Annotated in this window: 13 protein-coding genes; 9 read left to right on the top strand and 4 right to left on the bottom strand. The window is 62.7% G+C overall.

All coding sequences use genetic code 11. The annotated features are described in order from the left end of the window. Positions 1–2: 2 nt before the first annotated feature. The 3 genes from AACP59_RS07140 to AACP59_RS07130 form a co-directional block, all read right to left on the bottom strand. Entirely contained in the window at positions 3–2,024 is a 2,022-nt protein-coding gene (locus tag AACP59_RS07140; protein ID WP_339350518.1) for an alpha-glucuronidase, read from the bottom strand. 236 nt (positions 2,025–2,260) lie between these two features. Next, positions 2,261–4,126, bottom strand: a complete 1,866-nt coding sequence (locus tag AACP59_RS07135) for a sialate O-acetylesterase (RefSeq protein WP_297316709.1) — start codon at positions 4,124–4,126, stop codon at positions 2,261–2,263. Positions 4,127–4,292: 166 nt separating this feature from the next. Continuing rightward, positions 4,293–8,042, bottom strand: coding sequence for an SNF2-related protein (locus tag AACP59_RS07130; protein ID WP_339350516.1), 3,750 nt, complete (start codon positions 8,040–8,042; stop codon positions 4,293–4,295). 557 nt (positions 8,043–8,599) lie between these two features. Here AACP59_RS07130 and AACP59_RS07125 point away from each other — a divergent pair. From AACP59_RS07125 to AACP59_RS07105, 5 genes are all read left to right on the top strand, one after another. Continuing rightward, positions 8,600–10,972, top strand: a complete 2,373-nt coding sequence (locus AACP59_RS07125; protein ID WP_339350515.1) for a leucine-rich repeat protein — start codon at positions 8,600–8,602, stop codon at positions 10,970–10,972. Between the two features lie 185 nt (positions 10,973–11,157). Then, entirely contained in the window at positions 11,158–12,585 is a 1,428-nt protein-coding gene (locus tag AACP59_RS07120) for a DHA2 family efflux MFS transporter permease subunit (protein ID WP_339350514.1), read from the top strand. A gap of 254 nt (positions 12,586–12,839) precedes the next feature. Beyond that, positions 12,840–14,078 (top strand): ABC transporter permease, encoded by a 1,239-nt coding sequence (locus AACP59_RS07115; RefSeq protein ID WP_297316713.1) that lies wholly within the window; start codon positions 12,840–12,842, stop codon positions 14,076–14,078. Beyond that, on the top strand, positions 14,075–15,043 hold the full coding sequence (locus AACP59_RS07110; RefSeq protein WP_297316714.1) for an ATP-binding cassette domain-containing protein: 969 nt from the start codon (positions 14,075–14,077) through the stop codon (positions 15,041–15,043). Before AACP59_RS07115 ends, AACP59_RS07110 begins: the two co-directional genes overlap by 4 nt. Positions 15,044–15,071: 28 nt before the next feature. Then, on the top strand, positions 15,072–16,088 hold the full coding sequence (locus tag AACP59_RS07105) for a hypothetical protein (RefSeq protein WP_339350512.1): 1,017 nt from the start codon (positions 15,072–15,074) through the stop codon (positions 16,086–16,088). 130 nt (positions 16,089–16,218) lie between these two features. On the opposite strand, the gene AACP59_RS07100 is transcribed toward AACP59_RS07105, so the two are convergent. After that, complete coding sequence (locus AACP59_RS07100) at positions 16,219–16,911, bottom strand: HD domain-containing protein (protein ID WP_339350511.1); 693 nt, start codon at positions 16,909–16,911, stop codon at positions 16,219–16,221. A gap of 118 nt (positions 16,912–17,029) precedes the next feature. Here AACP59_RS07100 and zwf point away from each other — a divergent pair, with 118 nt between their 5' ends. The 4 genes from zwf (at position 17,030) to AACP59_RS07080 (ending at position 21,634) form a co-directional block, all read left to right on the top strand. Further along, positions 17,030–18,634, top strand: coding sequence for a glucose-6-phosphate dehydrogenase (zwf, locus tag AACP59_RS07095; RefSeq protein ID WP_370465992.1), 1,605 nt, complete (start codon positions 17,030–17,032; stop codon positions 18,632–18,634). Beyond that, complete coding sequence (locus tag AACP59_RS07090) at positions 18,631–19,680, top strand: glucose-6-phosphate dehydrogenase assembly protein OpcA (RefSeq protein WP_339350507.1); 1,050 nt, start codon at positions 18,631–18,633, stop codon at positions 19,678–19,680. Before zwf ends, AACP59_RS07090 begins: the two co-directional genes overlap by 4 nt. Positions 19,681–19,758: 78 nt before the next feature. Further along, positions 19,759–20,550, top strand: coding sequence for a 6-phosphogluconolactonase (gene pgl, locus AACP59_RS07085; RefSeq protein ID WP_339350505.1), 792 nt, complete (start codon positions 19,759–19,761; stop codon positions 20,548–20,550). Positions 20,551–21,115: 565 nt separating this feature from the next. Continuing rightward, on the top strand, positions 21,116–21,634 hold the full coding sequence (locus AACP59_RS07080; protein ID WP_339352933.1) for an InlB B-repeat-containing protein: 519 nt from the start codon (positions 21,116–21,118) through the stop codon (positions 21,632–21,634). The last annotated feature ends 4 nt before the right edge of the window (positions 21,635–21,638 follow it).

Here is a 21,638-nt window from a genome sequence, read left to right as displayed (position 1 = left end):
TCTTATGCATATATCACGCGGCCAAGCCCATCGGGCACCCCGCTCATGCGATGGAAATATGTGTTTACCTGGTCGCGCCACTCGGTCGCATTGTGCTTCTGGGCCTGGAGTCTCTCGGCAACGTTCTCCCAGTCATCCTGGGGTATCGAGCCTCTGACGCCCTCCCAGAGTCCTATGTATCGATCAACCGCTTCCGCTCCTTCGAAGTGAGAGTTGTAGATGTGCTGGATGAGGGTCTGTCCGTCATGCAGCACATAGGTATAGGGCAGGTGATGGAAGAAAAGCAGGAGTTCCTCAGGCGTTGTATCGACCCGTTCGAAGCGCTCCGCAAGCGCCGGATGGTATTGGGACGTGAAGCCTGTACCTGTGGCCTGGGTCCTGTCGACACCAATCCCGTTCCGATCGGCGAAATGATAGGTTCCCCACCGGTCATACTCATACCCGTTCACATCCACGCCGTAGTGCAGACCGGGCTTGACCATGAACCCTACGCCCATGGGGGCGCAGTAGTCACGGAAGGTCTTGTTTGAGGTGAGCATGATCTGCCGGACCGCCTCTGCCGCCGCCCCATGCAGACCCGGGAAGGTGAGGGTCAGCCATTCATCCAGGATGGACTCGGCTGTCGCACCGGCGTCCCAGCACATTCGACCGAATCCGTACAGGTTGGCCTGGGCCAGGGTATTTCCGGTCCAGTTCCTGTCCATGCCCACATTGCTGACCCCAGCGAACCCTGTGCGCGAGGGTACAAGACTCAGACGGGGAACCACTGCCCGCACGCGGGAATCAGACAGGGGGGCGCAGGTGTCCCAATCAGTCATGGCCAGCCATTGGGGCAGCACATAGTTGATATCGATCTGCTGTCCGAGGTATTCGGCCGTGATTTGGAACTCGACCATGAGATTGGTCCGGGTCATCCGACCAATCAGGGGGTTGAGCGGTTCACTGACCTGAAAATCGATGGGGCCGAACTTGACCTGGAGGATGACATTGTCGGCGAACTGACCATCGAGATTGATGAAGTTGTCGTAGGTGGACCTGGCACGGTCAAGGCTCCTGTCCCTCCAGTCCTGGTGGCAGTCGTAGACGAAGGCCCTCCATATGACCAGGCCGCCATGTCTGTCAAGGGACCGGGCCAGCATATTGGCCCCGTCGACATGGGTGCGCCCATACTGCATGGGGCCCGGCTCCCCCTCAGCGTCCGCCTTGACCAGGAAACCTCCGAACCTGGGAATGCGCCGATATATGTCATCGACGATTCCTTCCCACCAGGCGACCACACCCTCATCCAGGGGGTCGGCCGTGGGCATGCCTCCTATATCGATGGGGGAGGCGAAGTTCACCGAGAGGAAGGTCCTGATGCCGAACTGAGCGAAGATGTCGGCGAGGACCGCGACCCGATCGATATACGGAGGCCTGATCAGGCTCCGGGCCAGACCACGCACGTTCACATTGTTCAGGGCAATGGCATTGATACCAATCGAGGCAAGAAGGCGGGCGTAAGCGAGGACTCGCGCCAAGTCGCCACGGAAGGGGTCATCCCCGTTCCTCTGCGGGAAGGCTCGGAAATCGTCATGGCGGTTGGAACACAGTTCTCCGAAGAAGATGGATTCGCCTGCATACCCACGTTCCACCGACCCGTCAGTCTGGTCCCAGTGGTCGATCATCCGCAGGGCCTGATCCGGAACCGAGGTGTAGTCGTAGACCTGTTCGCCACAGGCCACCCTGCGAATCCATCCATAGAGACCATAGAGCAGGGCCGTGGCCGTGTTGCCCTCGATCTTGACGCAGTCACCCTCCCTACGAAGGCGATATGCTTCATCCCCGTCGAGCAGACCGGCCCTGGCGGTGAGGATCAGATTAGGCTTTTCCTGCGCTGATGCCTGAGCAGCGCCACAGAAGTCAGTCAGCTCCCGATAGAGCCGCTCGGCGACGGGATTCAGAAAATCCAGACCTTCCAAACTGAATAGATAGGCACTGGCGATGGGGCGGACAACCTCATCGGACAACCACATGGGCTCAAACATGCTCTTTTCTTTCTTTCCTATACAGACAGTCACCCTAGACCGTTACGTAAATTTCGTTAGTTATACCATAATTTTATATTATAGACATACTCTCAATATGCGCGAATTCCTGGTCATGTGAAACCAGAACACTGGAAACCACCCATTTATTGTGCTCAAAGGTCGACAGTACCCTGCTGTATACCCAGAAAGTTTCGATATCCTATTCCCGTACGAATCCGGAGATGCTGCCAGAATCAGGCGGCGTGCACCGCCTGGTCAAGCGGAATCTCGAAGGGCGAAACCAGGAGACCCTCCACATTGGCAAGGGGGACACGGGGCGAGTGAGCCCAGGCATACCTTACGAAGACAGGGTCGCCCAGAACCCGATCCGAGTCCACGGGGATAAGGACCGTGTCGGGGGAAGCGATGGCCCCTTGCACGGTCTGTGGGCCGTGACCGGACCCGGCATCGACCAGGTCGAAGGTCAGGGGCCCCTGAGCCACCAGACCTGAGCCGGCCCCGGTGAAGTGGAGGATGATTCCCTCCTCCCTACGTTCGGCATGGCTGATATCGGGACCCATCGCCTGGTGGTCGGCCCCGTAGACCATGGCCTGGGCGGCGTAGGCCAGACGTTCCCCCACGTGCTTTTTGTCCAGGGGGTGCAGGTCGTTGTCTTCCCCGAGGTCACAGGCAACCACCATGGCGGTCTGGTCCAGGACCAGGGCCTTGCGCTGCTCATCACGCAGACGTGGCCATTGCTGGCCCTCGATACACAGGTTGGGCAACTGGACATAGATGAACGGAAGGTCAGGCCTGCCGAACAGGGTCCGCCAATCCTGAATGAGACCCATGAATTTCCGGGCATATCCTACGGCGGTACGCGAGGCATTGGACTCACCCTGGTACCAGAGGACTCCACATATCGGCATCCCGCCCAAGGGCGCCACCATGGCGTTGAAACAGGAGGATGGAAGCCGGGACGGGAAGTGCCTGACCGGAGCCGGTGGCGCACAGACACCCCTCCGGTAGGACCAGAGCCCCTTGGTATCCAGATCCACTTCGGCACGATCCATGTCGGTGATGGCCAGGGAGCGGTGCTTGCCCGGGGTCCACCCGCCACCTAGGTCAGTATCGATATGCAGACGCACGGTTATCTGCACCTGGGCACCCAGGCGGTCAATCGGATAGGACCGGGGCGGGTAGCGGTATCCGGTCGATCCGACCAGGCGTCCGTCCACATAGCATTCGTCCGCATCGACCAGGGTGCCCAGGTTCAGCCTGGCCGGATGCCCCTGATAGGGAGCCGGAATATCGACCCGGCACCGCATCCAGACGACCCCCGGGTCGGCCAGGGCATCATGCACCCGCCAGGCCCGGTCGAGGTCCAGACCATCCCAGCCGGAATCGTCGTAGTCCGGGGCAAACCAATCGCCGGCCAGGCCACGATCGGCCCGGTCAACGTCCCTCCGGTACGCCTCGTCGGCTTCATCCTCGGACCGCCGAAAAGCGGCAATGTCCTCCGGGGCGGGGCGATCCGCCGCCCCTGCCCCGAGATACCCGAGACCTTCCAGGCGCGGACCGCTCATCCAGGTCTCTATGGGAGTGCCGCCGATGGCCACCTGGATCAACCCCAGGGGCACATCCTGATCCCGCCTGATCGCCCGTGCGAAAAAGAACCCGACACCGGACACATCGGTCAGGCCATCCCTGCCCACAACCTCCCAGAACCCTCCTTGCACATCATCAAGAGGCCCCCTGAAGGAGACCGATTCCGGAACGCGGAAGAAACGTATCCGGTCATCGTCGACATGGTCGACCTCATCCTGGTAGCGGTCCTTCAACCGCCCCATCCCGAGTTGCATATTCGACTGACCGGCCAATATCCATACATCGCCGAAAAGGACATCTTCAACCAGGATCTCCTCACCCTCGGCCCCGGACCGATCGGTGGAGGTGGCACGAAGGACATAGGGGCCACCGGCTGCGTGAGCAGGCAGGTCGAGCCGCCAATGGCCGGAGGCATCCACCTCGGCGGTTCCGGAGGCATGATCCAGGGTCACCCGAACCAGGGAACCGGGGTCGCCATGCCCCCAGACCCGACCGGGCGCATCTCGCTGCAACACCATTCCCGCACTGAACACAGGCGACAAACGCATAGGGAACCACCTCATCGTCAGGAAGCGATCGTTCCTGCCCAAGCACCAGATTATGTGATGACCGTATCATCGACAAATCGGTCGGATGCAGGGAACCGTCCATCGGCCCAGCCGCCCGGGAAGGACCGGATCAGCCCAGAAGAGCCAAGAGGTCCTTGCGGCTCAGACGGCCGATGTCGGAGGCACCGGTGACCGCCGCGGAGTCCACGAAGCGGGAAACCAGGTCGCTCTTGGATCGCTGCAGGTTGAGGATGCGCTCCTCGATCGTATCCTTGGCCACGATCTGATAGACGTTCACGTCCTGGGTCTGGCCGATCCGGTGGGCCCGATCGTTGGCCTGCTCCTGGGCGGCTGCGTTCCACCAGGGGTCGGCGTGGACCACCACGCAGGCACCGGTCAGGTTCAGACCGGTGTTGCCCGCCTTCAGGGAGATCAGGAAGACCGGTGTCCTGTCGCTGTTGAACTGCTCGACCAGGTCCAGGCGGCGCTTCTTGGATGTGGCGCCGGTGATCATGTCGTAGCCCACCCCGAGCCCACGCAGCCGCTGGGCGATCAGGTCCAGGTAGGAGGTGAACTGGGAGAAGATCAGCATCTTGCGACCGGCATCCTGACAGGAAATGACCAGGTCCTCGATGGCGTCCAGCTTGGCCGACCGGCCGGGGCGGTCCACCTCGGAGCGAGCTTCGCCATCCTGCGGGTCGTCATAGACCAGTCGGGGGTCGCAGCAGACCTGCCGCAGCCTGGTCAACTGTGCCAGGACCTGGATCTTGCCGACCTCGTACTCCCGGTCATGCTCGCGGTTCAGGGTGCCCCTGAGCTCCTGCTCCAGGGCGGCGTACAGCTTGCGCTGGCGGCCTTCCAGGGGGACGGTGATGACATTCTCGATCTTCTCGGGAAGGTCGGTCAGGACCTGGGACTTGATCCTACGAAGGATGAAGGGGCCGACCAGGGCCTGGAGCCTGGCCTGGGCATCCTGGTCACCGCTCAGGATGGGCATCTCGAAACGGTCGCGGAAGTGGGCATACGGGCCCAGGATACCGGGCATGAGGAAGTCGAAGATGCTCCAGAGCTCGGACAGCCGGTTCTCGATGGGGGTACCGGTCAGGGCGAATCGATGGCGCGAGTCCACGGTCCGCACGGCCCGGGAGGCCTTGGTGGCATGGTTCTTGATGTACTGGGCCTCGTCCAGGACCAGGGTGTCGAACGAGCGACCCCGGTAGTCCTCGATGTCGCGTCGAAGCAGGTCATAGGAGGTGACCAGAAGATCGTAGGATCCGCAGGCCTCGAGCATGGACCTCCTGTCGGCCTTGCGTCCGGCCAGGATCCCGACCTTCAATTCGGGGGCGAAATGCCGGGCTTCGGCAGCCCAGTTGTATACCAGGGAGGCCGGGCAGACGATCAGGGAGGGCAGACCTGGTTCACCAGCGGACCGGCCCTGATAACCAGCCTGGCCGGGTGTATTGCCCGCCTGGTCTCCCATGTTGGACTGGCCGAATTCCCCGGCGGTCTGATTGTGACGGTAAAGCAGATAGGCCAGCATCTGCACGGTCTTGCCCAGGCCCATCTCGTCGGCCAGGATGCCGCCGAAGCCCCGATCGCTCACCGTGTTCAGCCACCGGTACCCCTCGACCTGGTAGGGCCGCAACCGGCCATGAAGGTTCTCCGGCACCTGATAGGCCCGGGGATCCACGGTCCTGAGCCCGTCCAGATAGGAGCGGAAACCCTGGTCCCGGTCCTCCTGACCAACCTGGACATCCAGGTAGTAGGCCTGGTAGGCGGGCACCGGCACCTGGCCGGCATCCAAGGTGGCCAGGGGGATGCCCAGGTCCGAGGCCACGGCATCGATCTTGCTGGTATCCAGGGTGGCCAGGTCCACGAAAGCCCCGTTGCGCAGCCTGTGGAAGCGCCGACGCTTGCGGTACTGGGCCAGGAGCTCGGCCACCTCGTCCGGGTCGATCTCCTTGGCGATGGGAGATATCTCGACCAGTCCCGACTTGAGGCTGACCCCCACCCTGATCTGGGTATGGCTGGTCACGGTCAGGCCGTCGAAGGCCGGGGTGGAGAAGACCTGACCAAGGCCCCGCAGGAGGGGCAGGCCCTGGGTCAGGAAGGCGTAGATGCCCTTTTCGTCCGATTCGGGAATCCGGACCAGACCCTCCCGGGGGGCGGGGAAGTACTGGCGGACCGCCTCCTTGGCCAGACGCTCGCTATCCAGGTCACGGATGGCATCACCGGCTGTGGGAAGATCCTGGAAAATAGGATAGCTTAGCTCTGCATACCTGGCTTCAGGATCGCAGATGATTCCCTCCTGGTCACGATCCAGATAGAACTCGATCTGACAGGGGGGGCGGCGCAATTCCGAGAGTTCAGGAGGAAGACTGGCGACCAGGGCGGGAGTCCGCAACCCCTTCCCGTTCTGACCATGACCCGGGGCGAGACCCTGGCCGCGATTTTGATCCCCTTCCAGACCGCGACCTTGCTCCCGACCCCGCCCCCGGGCCGAATCAGCACCGGAACCGTCCAACTCAGGCAGGACTGTCCGAGTGAAGAGGCCCAGGTCGTCCCGGTCCAGATAGAGCCCGGATTCCTCCTGGTCACCGCAGAGGGTTTCAATCAGTTCCCGATCCTTGATGAACCTCGGGGAACACCGGTGAATGACCGGGTCGGCATCCTGGATCCCGCCGGAGGTGACTGGGCGCACCACCACAAAGGAGGTGGCCTGGCCCGGAATGAACCGTTCCACCGACACCTCATGCCCGATCAGGTACCCGCCGAAGCCGGCCCCACCGGACCGGTCGGGACTGATGCTGATTCCCAGGTCCGGGTCCCCATCAACCACCCGGGCGGGCATGGTCTGGCGCAGATAACGCTCGTGGGGCGTATAGTCCAGGGTCAGGCCCGAGTCCACATAGAGGTCGAGGAGCTGGGCCACCTCGTCGTCGGTCAGGGTCATCTGCCCCAGGGAGGACCGGGTAACGTGACGGCCGGAGGGTTCCTGCTGGGCGGCCAGATTTCGACGGATGACGGCGGCCCTCTCCACCAGGCCGAGCAGGGAAAGGGACCGCTGGTCGAAGGTGTCCCTGGAATGGACGAAGGCCAAGTGGCGGCCATAGGAGACGAATTCGGACTGATCCACAGCCCGCAGGAGGGCGGGGATGTCCTTGACCAGGTAGGAGACGCCCTTGGAGACACTGGTGATGTGGAACCGGATCTGCCAACCGCCGGTCAGATCGGCCAGGTCGGGTCTGAGCCCAACCGAGCCTATGGGCATGTGCCGGTTACGGTCGGTTACGGGGCCGGCCTGATCCCCTGCACGGTCATCGACCTCCCTGAGGAGCTTGAGCTGCCTGTCCTGATAGGAACGCCGGATGTTCCTCTCCTCCCGGAGCATGTAGGCGCCCAGGGAGCGGGAGGTCCTGCGGGCCCCGGATCTGCGGCCGCCGGGGACGGTCACCCGGTCGAACCCGTCCGGATCCTCGTTGTAGGCCATGATCAGGGCTATGACATGCTTGCAGACGGAACCCTGTCGCCCGAAAGCCTGGCAGGTGCAGGAGGAACCGATCACCTGGCCTTCTGACTGGTCCAGTCGGGTCTGCACCACGTAGTCGTCGGTCAGGTCATAGGTGGAACGAACCCGGGTCGAGAGAGTCAGGAGGTCGCCCTCTTCCCGGACCTTCATGCCGGTCATGCGGTGTGCGTCGAGGAGCTCATGAGCACGGAAGTAGGCCCTGCCCCCCAGGCGGCGCAGCTTGGCATCAGATATGACATCCAGGCCCTCGTAGGTGGTTGAATCATCATCGTCACCGGCATCGAAAAAGCCCAGGTCACTCCCCCCGCCGGACCTTCCACCATAGACCGCCGCATGCCAATCCAAACCCACGACCTCCTCTGAAGACCATCGTACTTGAACGGAGAGGGGCAAGACTCGTCTTCTCTCCAAGAGCCCACCAACAACGCCCTGAGTCTACCAAGTCAGTCGCACCGCCCTCCGAGCCCATCGATAGGAATAAAAACGTCGGCCGGTGTCGGATTGCGCAAAAGCGCCCTCCGCAGGGAAGCGAGGACGGAAAGGTGGATGGAGTGGAGGCCTGAAGAAGTGTTGTCCATTACTGTGAAAAAAAAAACAGGATCAGTACAGCAATAAATGGCACCGGTTCCATATCGATGAGTAGCGAGAAATTCCCGTCACCCCACATCAGGGCCCCAGGCGAACAGCAGGGTGGGCGGAGGGCCCCGAATCAATGATGCCACGGAACACATGGGAACGGTGGCCGCACCGTAATCGAATGGGGAAACCAGAATTTCATATTGAATCTCCAGAAACCTCTTATCCATCCCGCTTTCCCTGTTTTTATCTATAATATAGTGGAAAAGTTCTCGATTGCTCTGCGGGTGCGAATCCAGGAGCAGGGTGCCGGGGTGACGAGACGAGGATTTATGGCATACAGGTTAGGAGAGAAAAGAGCAGATCTGAGCTCCCTGCGTTCAGGCAGTTTCGCTTCCTTCGCCACGATTTTCATAACGATTCTGGTGCTGGTGGGGCTGCTCGGCACCTGCGCCCTCCTGGGTATGCCACAATTCGCCGCAGCCGACGAAATCTCCGAACCGGGCGAACGGGCGAAAGCCGCCGGAACACGCCCGACACAACCGCTTGGACAGGAACAGACCCCGGGTGAACCGGCTGGGAACCAGCAAACACCGGGCCGGACTGGCCAAGCCCAACCGGCACAGGCCCCACAGGCGAAGAGTCCTCAGATCAACAGCAGGGACACCCCTTCCACCCCAAGCTCCGGAGGTGGCGGATGCACCGTCGAGGCCGAACCTGAAAGGTGGAACTGGACCATCACCAGCGAGACCGGCAGAACCGCCGAACTGGAAAAATTCACCCCCAGCCTGGGATGGCTGCCGGACGGGAGCGAGGTCCAGCTGCCCGGCACCTTCACCAAGGACGGGAACACCTATACGGTCACTTCCATCGGCGAGCAGGCCATGGTCTACCAGCCGGGCAGCGGCAACGCCATCCGCCACCTCTGCATACCCGACAGTGTAGAGACCATCAAATCCCAGGCCTTCTTCGGCACGCACATCGATGAGATTCATCTGCCCTCGAACCTGAAGACCATCGGATACCAGGCCTTTGCATATAGCGATATCCCGTCGATCGGCATTCCCGACAAGGTGGAGACCATCGGCGAGTCGGCCTTCATCAACGACACGAACCATCCGAACAGGCTGTCCAACCTGGATCTCAGCCAGGCAACCTCCCTGACCGGTATCGGAAACTCCGCCTTCCGCAACACCCTCCTGTCATCCGTCACCATCCCGGACAGGGTGAAGACCATCGGCGAGAACGCCTTTTCGAACATGGCGACACTGACCCGGCTGGACCTGACAGGGGCCGACTCCCTGACCGACATCGGAGCGGAGGCCTTCATCTACGACAAAATCCAGGACGACCTGACCCTGCCCGCCACCCTGGAGCACATCGGCGACAGGGCCTTCTTCGGCAACCTCATCGGGACGATGACGATACCGCCCGACTCGGTCCTGGAGACCATCAGCGATTCCGCTTTCGCCTACAACCGCATCATGGGGGAATTGAATTCGAGCGACCTCACATTCCCCGACACCTTGACCAGTATCGGAACGCTCGCCTTCGTGGGCAACCTGTTGACCGGGGTCCATGCCGACAGTTCGGTCAGCATCGGCGACCACGCCTTCGACTACAACAACATATCCGAGCTGAGTCTCCCCTCGGCCCAGCTGAACGGCGCATCACCGGCCAATATCGAGAACCCGGCCATCTACTTCGCTCCCAACAAGCGTCTCATCAGCCTGGGCGAACTCTTCGGCGACACCGACCTGGCCGGTCTGGGGCTGGACCATATCGACATCGACCCAGGCAACGTATGGAGTTCCACTGGTGTCTCCTACTCATCGGCAGGAGGCGGCACGTTCACCGTCCCGGCGGGTACGACCAGCTTCCGTTTCGCCTGGAACATGGCACAGGACGGGAAATCCGTCTTCAACGGCTACTATCAGGTCTATCTGAACGAGGACAGGATACGGGTTCGTGACTCCTTCAGCGATTATCAGGCCAGATGGACGCCGCTCGATAACTTCATCTCAGCCAGGGATGCGGGCGGCAACGCCATCACCGTTTCGAGCTTGGATGTGATTCTGACTGACCCCATGGGGGTGGTGCGGCTCACCAACAGTCAGGGCGGGTCCGACACCCTTGAATACAACCTGTCCAGCGAGGGCCTCTGGCATGTACAGTTCCGGTACCCGCGGGGAAGTACGAACCCCTCCTCCATCGCGGATGCCTATGTCAACGTCACCCGCCATCTCAAGGGCAAGCTCTCGGGCAGCACAACGGCGGTCGCAAACGGGGAGGTCCATAAACCCGAACCGGCGAAGTACACCCTGACCATGTTCGAATCGGACGGGACCACCGTTCATCCGGGCACATTCACCCTGGAACCCGGAGACCTGCAACTCATGAATGCGGATGGAACCGTTCAGGGGGATGGGGCCAGCGCGGTGGGGACCTACCAGGTCAGGCTGACCGAACAGGGGAAGGCCCGGATCGTCAACCTGCTTGATGCGAACCACCTGGGCACCAGATGGTATGACGTCGACTACAGCCTGGGCGATGCCACCTTCATCATCAAGACGATCGACTTTCAACTACCCCTGGCGGGCGCGATACCGATTCGCGCCATAATCGGGACCCTCCTGATCGGCATATCCCTTTCCGGGGCCTCCATCCTCCTGGTCAACCGCCTCCTGCACCACTGCGACGGTTGAAGGGATCACCCCACCCTCCGAGGTTCCCGACACCGACCAAAGACGGGGTCTTCGGACGCCTGGCCTTATGCGCTCATACGGGGATGCCTGGAACTCCGGTAGACATGCCGACTTACGAAAACTCGTTTCAATCTCTAACATGTCACTCTGTTTGTCTCGAGAAGGAGAAGAGTATTTTGGAAGAGATGTCCAAACCTGCAGCCCCGACACGATCCAGGGTCCAGGTCGACCACCCCTGGCCCGCCATCGCAGCACTGATGATCGGCGCTTTCGTGGGCATGTTGAGTGAAACCTCCCTCAACATCGCCCTACCCAACCTGATGGAGAGCCTGAAGATACCCGGAGCCACGGTCCAGTGGCTGGTCACCGGCTATATGTTGGTCATCGGCATCGTCCTGCCCTTCTCCAGCCTGATCTCCAAGTGGTTCACCACCCGCCAGACCGTCATCTTCGGCCTTGCCGCCTTCCTGGTCGGCTCGGTCATCTCGGCCATGGCCCCCGACTTCGCCGTCCTCCTGACCGGCAGACTGATCCAGGGGGTCGGCACGGGTCTGATCCTGCCGCTCATGTTCACCGTGGCTATGCTGATCTTCCCTCCGGCCAAGCTGGGCACGGTCATGGGCATGTGCGCCCTGGTCATCATGTTCGCACCGGCCATCGGCCCTACCCTGACCGGTCTGATCCTGGGCAGGTTCACCTGGCACTGGATCTTCTGGCTCTTCACCCCATTCCTGGTCATCGCCCTGGTCTTCGCCATCTTCTTCCTGAAGAATGTCGGGACCATCACCCGGCAGAAGCCCGACATCCTCTCCATCCTGGAGTCGATCATCGGCTTCGGCGGCCTGGTCGCGGGCGTCAGCCTGGCCAGCAAGTATGGTTGGGGTTCCCCGATCACCCTGGCGATCCTGGTCGTGGCGGTCATCGCCCTGGTCCTCTATATCCGCCGTCAGCTGGGACTTGAGCACCCCGTACTGAACCTGCGGATCTTCTCCATCCCGGCCTTCCGGTACGGCGCCGCCCTGGTCATGCTGGACTTCGCGGTCATTCTTTCGTCCATGTACATCCTGCCCCAGTTCCTCCAGCGCGGACTCCTCCTGCCCGTGGCCATGACCGGCATCCTGATGCTGCCCGGCGGCGCCATCAACGCCCTGGTCTCGGCCTTCGCCGGCAGGCTCTATGACGGGTTCGGGGCGAGGATCCCAGTCAGGACCGGCTTCATCGTGGCCCTGATCGGCGGGGTCATGCTCCTCTTCGCCACCCAGCACACCCCGGCCATCTTCGTGGTGGCGGCCCACATCATCCTGATGATCGGCTGCCCCCTGGCCATGTCGCCCGCCCAGACCTACGCCCTGAACTCACTGACCGGGGCCCAGTCCGGCGACGGCAGCACCATCATCAACACCATGCAGCAGATCGTCGGTGCGGTGGCGACCGCAGTGGCCACCTCTCTACTGGCCATCGGCGAGGCCCAGGCCGGAACCGATGACAAGGCCGCGGCCTTCACCAACGGGACCCACTTCGGCATCTGGTTCACGATCGTCCTGATCGTCATCGCCCTGGTCATCTCCCTGAAGGTGCGCAGGTTCTCGCACGCCGACGAGCAGGAGACCTGACATCCGGGCCTGATCTCCGTCCGTCTCTCGGGCGCCCGGTTCCTGCGGGAAACAATTCCCGGTCAGGGGCCGGGCGCCCGACTTCATTCAGTCGACGTCCAGTTTCCTCCATGATTGACCACCTACTCTTGGCACCGTCTTTCGCTAGACTGGATTATGGTGAATCGGACTTCTGGCCGCCCCGACCTGTGGGCCGATTCGGAACCAGGGCGGTCGACCCGACCGCGCCCGGGATGCTAATCAGGAAGGGTGCAATGTTCGTTCTCAAGAACGCCTGGCTCACCATCAGGCGGCATCTGGCCCGCAGCCTCGTCTTTTTCCTGGCCTGCCTGGTCGTGACGGCCCTGACCCTGGTCGGAGCCACTGTGGTCAAGATCGACCGCACGGCCCGGACCAGCGGCTACGAGGCCCAGACGGCCGATGCTGTCATCACCCCGAGAAAGGAGTCCAAGGCCAAGCCCCTGGGCTGGGAGGAATACTCCAAGTACGCCCAGCAGCTCCAGACCACCGGCCTGCAGTACAAGGCCTATTTCACCGAGACCTCGCAGATAAACGTGCAGGGGCTCACCACCAATGGAGACTTCTCCCTTCAGGGAATCTCGAGCAAGGACGCCGAACCCAGCCTGCCCTACGGCACCTTCACGGTGGACAAGGGCAAGGGGATCGACTACAACTCACAGGACTCCTCCGGGGTCCAGTCGGTCCTCATATCCGAGAAGACCGCCCAGGCCAACACGGTCAAGGTGGGCGACAGGGTGACCCTGGTCAACCCCTTCAAGACCGACATGACCACCCAGGTCAAGGTGGGCGGCATCTACAGTTACACCCGGCAGTCCCAACCCGCAACCGCCTACGACACCATATATACCGGCTACCCGGTCTTCGCCAACCTGGAGCTGGATACGGCCAGCAAGCCCGGATCCAAGGGGCATGAGCTCAATGTGGCCTTCGTGCTCTCCTCCCCTTCGGACTACCGGAAATTCACCATGTCCATGCGGAAGAACGGGCTGAAGGAGTCCAAGTACGACATCTCCTCGCCCAGTCTGGCCCGCTACGAGCAGAAGATGCAGCCCGTGCACCAGGCCGCCGATCAGGCCCGGATGGCCATCATCCTTGTTTCCGTTCTGGGCGGCCTGGTCCTCCTGGCCTGTCTGGCCCTGATGCTGAAGCCACGCGGCAACGAGATCGGGATGGCCATGACCATCGGCATCCACAAGGTCCGCCTGGGCTGGCAGTTCGCCCTGGAGACCCTCCTGCTCTCCCTGCCGGGCATGGTGCTGGGCCTGGGTCTGGGAACCCTGATCAGCAGGCCCCTGATCCGGGCCCGCTTCGACCTGGGCAAGCTGGCCGTCTCGTCCGACATCAGCCTGGTCTGGCGAATGGCCCTGATCGGCCTGGCCGTCTGCGCGGTCATGGCCCTGGCCGCAGCCATTCGGGTGGCTGTATTCAGAACCTCGCAGCTGTACACCAACGATCTGGAGGAACAGGCATGAGCGACCAGAAGCATGACCATGACGATCCGGACGAGGAGCACGAGGCCGGACACCAGAAGGAGTCGAACACCGGGCAGAACGCCGACACCAACACTGATACCGACACCAAGGTCTCCCCGGACGCAGATGCCGCCGAGCAGTCCCAAGAGGAGGACGGCGGGCCCAAGGACTCCGACGAGGTTGAGGAGGAGATGACCTTCGATGTGGTCATCGAGCAGGAGACCCCGGACGAGGACGAAGAGGGAGACGAGCCCGAGGACACCCTCCTGGGCCAGGTGGACGAGTCCGTCCTGGTGCCTGGCGGCTACCCGGTGCTCTCCCTGAAGCACGTGGAATTCTCGCGGAAGGTCAAAGGACAGACCGAGCTGATCCTGGACGACGTGAACATTGACTTCCAGCTGCGCCGACTCTACTCGGTCGTGACCAAGTCACCCGCCAGGCAGGCCGCCCTGATGGCCCTGATGACCGGTCTGCGAGCCCCCACCGAGGGGTCGGTGCTCTTCCGTGGCACCGACCTGCGCCAGCTTGAGGCCGCGGACTACCGCGGCCACCAGATCGGCGCCATCTTCGGCACCGATGCCCTGCGCAACGACCTGACCGCCGTGGAGAACCTGGTCTACACCATGGATGCCAGCGGAAGGACCTTCCTGGGCCCCAAGGACAACCTGGCCCGGCGCATGCTCGACAGGGTCGGTTTCCCCGACAGGCTCCAGGCCAAGCCCGCCAAGGAGCTGGACGGACTGAACTACCGCCTGGCCTCCGTGGCCCGGGCCCTGTGCTGCGAGTGCGACGTGCTCATCGCCGACGAGCCGACCGACGGCCTGGAGCCCGGCGACTGGGACACCCTCCTGGCCACCCTGAGGAAGGTCTCACGCCGGAACGACTGCGCGGTGATCCTCATCACCTCCGACAGTCTGGACACGGCCGATGAGGGCACCTACGACGACCGCTTCATCGTCGACTGAGCCCATGGCGGGACCCGGCTCACCCCCAGTGCGCCCTGCCTCAGGTCCGCGCGGCGGCGGGACCGCCACCTGCCATGTCGTATCGCACGACCGGTGGATCGCCCAGACCATGCTCCAGGCCCTCCCCTCCGACACCACCTGGAACCTAGTCTGGCATGACGGCCTGGCACCTACGCCCGACCTGGACCAGGGCGATGCCCTCTGGATCGACCCCGGGCTGCTGATAGCCCGGAACGCCTGGCTGGAATCCCTGGGGCACCCTCCCCTGGAGCTTATGGCCCCGCCGGCCGACTGGCTGACCCTCCTGGACAAGGACCTCCTGGGCCGGGACGTCATGGTGTCCAGGGTCGGGGAGATTCGTCTGTGGCGGGAACCGCCTGACAGCCTGGGTATCGACCCCTGGTCCCAGGTGGCCGGTGGCCGGGTGCCGGAGTTCCGGGCAGCCCGGCGCAGTCTGGATCAGCTCCAGGGCGACCTGGCCCCGGCTCCCGACGATTCCTTGATTCAGATCAGCCGACATGTAGACGGCATCGACCAGGAGTGGCGGGTGGTGGTGCTGGACGGCCGGGCCGTGGCCTCCAGCGGGTACTGCCGCCACGCAGGGCCGGAGGGCCGTGACATCATCACGGTCTTCGACGGGGCCACCTTCGATCAGAGCCTGCGGACGTCGGCCGAACGGACCGCGGTGATCGCCGCCGACCGGGGTGGCATCGACGCCGTCTGCCTGGATCTGGCCTTCCTGAATCCGACGGCGCCAGGCGCAATCCATGGACGAATGCACCCGATCGTCCTCGAAGCCAACCCCGCCTGGTGCTGCTCCCCCTATGACTATGGCCAGGACGGCATGGAGGGGTTCCTGGCTGCCATCGCGAGAGGTCGGGCACCCGGACTGAACGGGGTTGCACCATCCATGCAGGCACCCTCGGCATCCGACGGGCGGATGGAGCCTCCTGGGCCCGACTCCCGTATGGCCCCTTACCGCCCTGATTCCTGGATGGTCAGCCAATTCCGCAACCGTTACCGGTCCTACTGGAACCACAGGTGAACCAAGGCAGGCATGGACGGCATCACGACCCTTCACCCATCCTCGGAAAGCAGGGAACCCCTCACCCCGGTCCCGAAGACCTGGGTGAGGGGTTCTGCCCTGGGGCGTCACGGCCAACAGTCGGCCAGCCTCAGACGATCTCCATGCCGTAGTGGTCTGCCAGGGGCTGGAGGTCGGGCACCCCGTACCTGGCGACCAGGTCCCGCCAGCGCTTGAGGTTGGCCGGGCCGTACCTGGCCGTGCGCCTGGCCGCCGTGGCCTCGGAGACGAAGATCGGGGGCTGGCGCTTGCTGTGGAACTTGTCCGCATACATGACCACCTCCTGCTCCAGGTTGACCGGGACATAGTCATCGGGCGGGAGGTTCAGGTGCTCCTCCTCCACCTGCTGGCGGGTCAGCCCCACCCCGGTGTGGTTCCGGGCGAACTGGGCCACGGACTCGTCGACCCCCTCGTCCAGGAGGAGACGGTATCCCTCCAGGCCATGCCGGATGTAGCGCTCGCCCTGGAAGGTCAGGGGGCGGCCCTGGGCACCGTCATCCTTGAGGATCAGATAGGTGCCGATGTCATGCAGGAGGGCCCCGACCCGGACCAGGTCACGGTTGAGGAGGCGTGGCGGAATGCTGCCCCCACCATGCGAGGGATCACGCTCCGGGGCGTCCTGGGGCAGGGTGCATTGCCGGAGGAAGAGAGCGTTCACCCGGTCTACGATCCCCACCGCGATGGTGGAGATTATGACGCAATGGGTATGAATCAGATCATAGGCGGCCTGGGAGGGGGCGACCTTGCGGTGCAGGGCCTCCGCCGTTTCGACATTCGGAATCATAGGACCATTGTAGGGAGAGGCCGGTCGGGAAATGTGACATTACCGACTCTTGTGCCGCATTCACGGACATGTCCTTATTCTCGGAGGGGCAAATACTAAACTGGTGACTACATATTTCATGAGGAGCACTATGGCTACAACACCCAACCGGCGCCCCGCGGACGGTCCCGAATCCACCGATGCAAGGCCGGCCGAACAGGGCCCCTGGCACAATCCCCTGCTGGATCCGCGCGATCTGCGCATGCCCCGTATCGCCGGCCCCAGCTCGCTGGTCATCTTCGGAGTCACCGGCGACCTGGCCAAGAAGAAGCTCCTGCCGGCCGTCTACGACCTGGCCAACAGGGGGCTCCTGCCAGCCAGCTTCGGCCTGATCGGGTTCGGCCGGCGCGACTGGGACGACCAGGCCTTCGCCTCCTTCGCCGAGGAGAACGTCAGGGCCCACTGCCGCACCCCCTTCAACGAGTCCACCTGGCGGCATCTCAGCCAGGGCATGCGGTTCGTCAAGGGCACCTTCGATGATGCCGAGGCCTTCCGGCGCCTCTCGGCAACGGTCTCCGAACTGGACCGGGTGAGGGGCACCCGCGGCAACCACGCCTTCTACATGTCGGTGCCGCCCAGGGCCTTCCCCATTGTGGCCCGCCAGCTTGCCGAGTCCGGTCTCTCCCACTCCACCGAGGGGGCCTGGCGCAGGGTCATCATCGAGAAGCCCTTCGGCCGCGACCTGGCCTCGGCCAAGGAGCTGGACCGGGTGGTCTCGGAGGTCTTCGAGCCGGACTCCGTCTTCCGAATCGACCACTACCTGGGCAAGGAGACCGTACAGAACCTGTTGGCCCTGCGCTTCGCCAACATGATGTTCGAGCCGGTCTGGAACTCCAACTACGTATCACACGTGCAGATCACCATGGCCGAGGACATGGGCATCGGCGGCAGGGCCGGCTACTACGACGGGATCGGCGCCGCCCGCGACGTGATCCAGAACCACCTCCTGCAGCTGATGGCCCTGACCGCCATGGAGGAGCCCGTCTCCTTCGCGGCCAGCGACCTGACGGCCGAGAAGACCAAGGTGCTTTCGGCCATCCGGCTGCCCAAGGATCTGGCCGCCCACACGGCCCGGGGCCAGTACGCCGCCGGCTGGCAGGGCTCCCAACATGTGGTGGGCTACCTGGACGAGGACGGCATCAGTCCTGATTCCACCACCGAGACCTACGCGGCCATCCGCCTCGATGTGGACACACGGCGCTGGGCGGGCGTTCCCTTCTATCTGCGCACCGGCAAGCGTCTGGGTAAACGTGTGAGCGAAATCGCCGTCGTGTTCAAGCGAGCCCCCCACCTCCCCTTCGAGGCCACAGCCACCCGGGAGTTGGGTGCCAACGCGATCGTGATTCGCGTCCAGCCCGACGAGGGCGTGACCCTACGCTTCGGGGCCAAGACACCAGGCTCGGCCATGGAGGTTCGCGATGTGAACATGGACTTCTCATATGGGCGCTCCTTCACTGAAGCCTCACCCGAAGCCTACGAGCGGTTGATCCTCGATGTCCTTCTGGGGGACCCACCCCTCTTCCCGACCACGGAGGAGGTCAATCTCTCGTGGAGGATCCTGGACCCGATAGAGGAGTTCTGGACGGAACAAGGCCGACCTCAACCATACCGGGCCGGCACCTGGGGGCCCGAAGAGGCCGACCGAATGCTTGCCCGTGACGGACACCATTGGAGGATGCCATGATCGTCAGGTTGAACAACACCACCACCTCCGCCATCGCCCGTGAGATCGACGAACTGCATGTGGAGCGAGGGGAGGCGGCCCAGGGTCGTGTGTTGACCCTGGTCATCATCACCGGGGACGCCCACCTGGAGGGAGCCCTGGAGACCATCAACGCCGCCAGCAGGGAGCACCCCTGCCGGGTCATCGCCATAGTGACCGACGCCGATAAGCATACGAACACCGACGAGAAATCCGACAGACCCGGAACCTCAGGAAGCACCCCTGCCGAATCAGACCGAACGCTCGACCCCGACGATCGCTGCATCTCCTATAAGACCGCCAGACCTGGCGGGGATCACACTCTGGATGCCGAAATCCGTTTCGGATCGGATGCGGGAGCCGGCGAGGTAATAGTGCTGAGACCGGTTCCGGCCCTCCTGGACCATTCCGATGCCCTGGTCATCCCGCTACTGGTGCCGGATGCCCCCCTAGTGGTCTGGTGGCCAGCCAACGCACCCAAGGCCCCATCCAAGGACCTGATCGGCGCCATGGCCACCAGCCGGATCACCGATGCCATGGAAGCCGATGACCCGGAAATCGCTTTCGCCTCCCTCCTGGAGCATTCGGGCGCTGCCGACGTGGACCTTTCCTGGACAAGAACCACAATCTGGCGGGCCTTACTCGCCTCCATCATCGACCAACCGCCACATCTGCCCGTAACCTCGGTGCGGGTGACCGGCCAGGCACACTTCCTGCCCTTGGAGCTTCTGGCTTCCTGGCTGGCTCTGAAGCTTGAGGTGCCGGTCACGGTCGAGCGTGATCCACGGGCCCAGGCCATCACCGGGGTGTACTTCACACGTGGTGACGGAACCATGAGCATGGAACGCCACAGGGCCGATCAGGCCAGAATAAACCAGCCTGGCCAGGCCAGTCAGACCATTTCCATGCCTTTGCGAACGGCCGTCGACTGTATGAGCGAGGAAATGGGACGCCTTGATCCTGATGAGGTCTATCAGGATGTCATCAGCAGGGGCTGGCCGATGGTCCATAACCGGTGCACCAGGTGACGGCCGGTTCGGTGCCGGGAGTGAACGGAGACGCAGGAGTGCAAGTATGATAGACACCACCGCCACGAAGGAGATGCCATGACCGAGCGTACAATCATCCGCTATGCCACTACAAGCCTGCTCAACAAGACCACCGCCGCACGGATACTGATCGAGTTGGGGGACATCCTGGCACGTCAGGAGCGGGCGGATCTGGCTCTGACCGGTGGGATGGATGCGGCGGATATCTATACACTCATGGGTACCAGTGATCTTGCCGCCGACCTCGACTGGAAACGAGTCCATCTGTGGTGGAGTGACGAGAGATTCGTGAGCCCGGACGACCCTGAGCGCAACGCCAAGCAAGCCCGGGATGCATGGTTCGGCAGGCTCGTTGACGATGGTGAGCTCCCTGCGGACCATGTTCATGAAATGCCGGCCGATATTCGTACCCCCGAGCAGATTGCAACGGCGAACGAAGCCGATGACGCACAAGCACTGGCCCAGGCTGCACGGACCTACCAGGATGAGATCATTCGAGGGATCGGCCCCAATGGCCACATGGACCTGGCGGTTTTCGGCGTAGGGCCGGATGGGCACTACGCATCACTCTTCCCCGACCGCCCCGAGGTGCTGATCAACGACGAAACCAAGCTGGTTGCAGGCATCGACCATTCGCCCAAGCTTCCCCCGTTGCGAGTGACCATGACCACCCCGTTCATTCGCCGTACCCCCAAGGTCTGGCTCTTCACCTCCACCCGTGAAAAGGCCGAGGCCGTGAAGGAGGCACTGGGGGGAGTGGACAACCCCCACGTCCCCTCCTCATTCGCCAGGGGTACCGAACAGACCTTATGGCTGCTTGACGAGGATGCCGCAGGCCTGCTTGGCTGAAATTCCAACCAGCGAAGAGCAATCGTCGGCATGCTGTCCTGGTGACTCATCAGCTTCGGTATCCGCTTGTAAGGCCATCCTGAACACCGGCCATGATTCGGCCGACCGTATACACGTCTGCGGCACTGGATGAAAGTGACGCCCCCGTTACGCTACGCGGATTTGGCAGGCCCGATCGATACCGGCTTCGGGATGGCCGCCAAATTCCGTTCCCCCTGAAGCGACCCGTCTCACTCGACTCCCAGATATCAGTTCCGCTCTTCTTCAGACCGTGGATACAGGAACCCCCTTCCGCCGGAAATATCCAACGAGACAGGAAGGATGTGTCATAGTACCGAATACTATATCGAAAGTACTGTCCACTCCTGATTGTTCATGGGGATGAAAAAATCAGGTCCGAAGAGGTTTCGGAAGGGCAGCCTGTTGGGGAGGCATCTTTCATGCATGTTGTATCTAGACGTATCGCACGTCCCATTATCAGCGTCCTCGCCGTGCTCGCGGCCATGGGCCTGGGCCTCATGACAGAAGCACATACCGCCAGTGCCGGGCAACCAGACACCGATACATCGATGGGGTCTCAAAGCAGGGGGGGGGGGGGGGGAAAAAAACTCCAGCTTTAAGGTCGTCAGACCTCGAACTAGATAGCGATTCCTCGCCCTCCCCCACCACAACACCATTCGAGCATCCATCCCCACAAGCCACCAAATCGACTCCATCTCGTCAGCCTGCGAACCCCCGGCCGGAAGCAGGGAACCATCCTTCACCCCTGGCGACGCCGAATCCTCTGGCCACCACTCGGCAGCCCACTTCGGCACAGCCTTCTGGCCCGTCGCCGAAGGCCGTAGGTACCCACGCCGTCCAATTCATATCGGATGAGGGCACCACGGGCATGCCCGCCCCGCAAACCGTGGCCGACGGCGGGATAGCCTCCTGGCCGCACGACGACCCATCGCGCCCAGGCTGGACGTTCGACGGCTGGTTCCAGGGTGATGTCGCCTACGACTTCTCCAAGCCCGTCACCAACGATATAACGCTGAAGGCCAGATGGGGGCAGTGGGCAACCAGCCCCACGAACGGACCATGACAGG

This window comes from Bifidobacterium indicum, assembly GCF_036987015.1.
Lineage (GTDB): Bacteria > Actinomycetota > Actinomycetes > Actinomycetales > Bifidobacteriaceae > Bombiscardovia > Bombiscardovia indica.
This window is presented reverse-complemented; position numbering and strand designations above follow the sequence as displayed.

What these genes read in the sequence shown, in the direction of transcription:
- AACP59_RS07100 (WP_339350511.1), bottom strand. Translation starts at nt 16,911, where the DNA reads ATGATTCCGAATGTCGAAACGGCGGAGGCCCTGCACCGCAAGGTCGCC.
- AACP59_RS07120 (WP_339350514.1), top strand. Translation starts at nt 11,158, where the DNA reads ATGTCCAAACCTGCAGCCCCGACACGATCCAGGGTCCAGGTCGACCAC.
- AACP59_RS07110 (WP_297316714.1), top strand. Translation starts at nt 14,075, where the DNA reads ATGAGCGACCAGAAGCATGACCATGACGATCCGGACGAGGAGCACGAG.
- zwf (WP_370465992.1), top strand. Translation starts at nt 17,030, where the DNA reads ATGAGGAGCACTATGGCTACAACACCCAACCGGCGCCCCGCGGACGGT.
- AACP59_RS07090 (WP_339350507.1), top strand. Translation starts at nt 18,631, where the DNA reads ATGATCGTCAGGTTGAACAACACCACCACCTCCGCCATCGCCCGTGAG.
- AACP59_RS07125 (WP_339350515.1), top strand. Translation starts at nt 8,600, where the DNA reads ATGGCATACAGGTTAGGAGAGAAAAGAGCAGATCTGAGCTCCCTGCGT.
- pgl (WP_339350505.1), top strand. Translation starts at nt 19,759, where the DNA reads ATGACCGAGCGTACAATCATCCGCTATGCCACTACAAGCCTGCTCAAC.
- AACP59_RS07115 (WP_297316713.1), top strand. Translation starts at nt 12,840, where the DNA reads ATGTTCGTTCTCAAGAACGCCTGGCTCACCATCAGGCGGCATCTGGCC.
- AACP59_RS07140 (WP_339350518.1), bottom strand. Translation starts at nt 2,024, where the DNA reads ATGTTTGAGCCCATGTGGTTGTCCGATGAGGTTGTCCGCCCCATCGCC.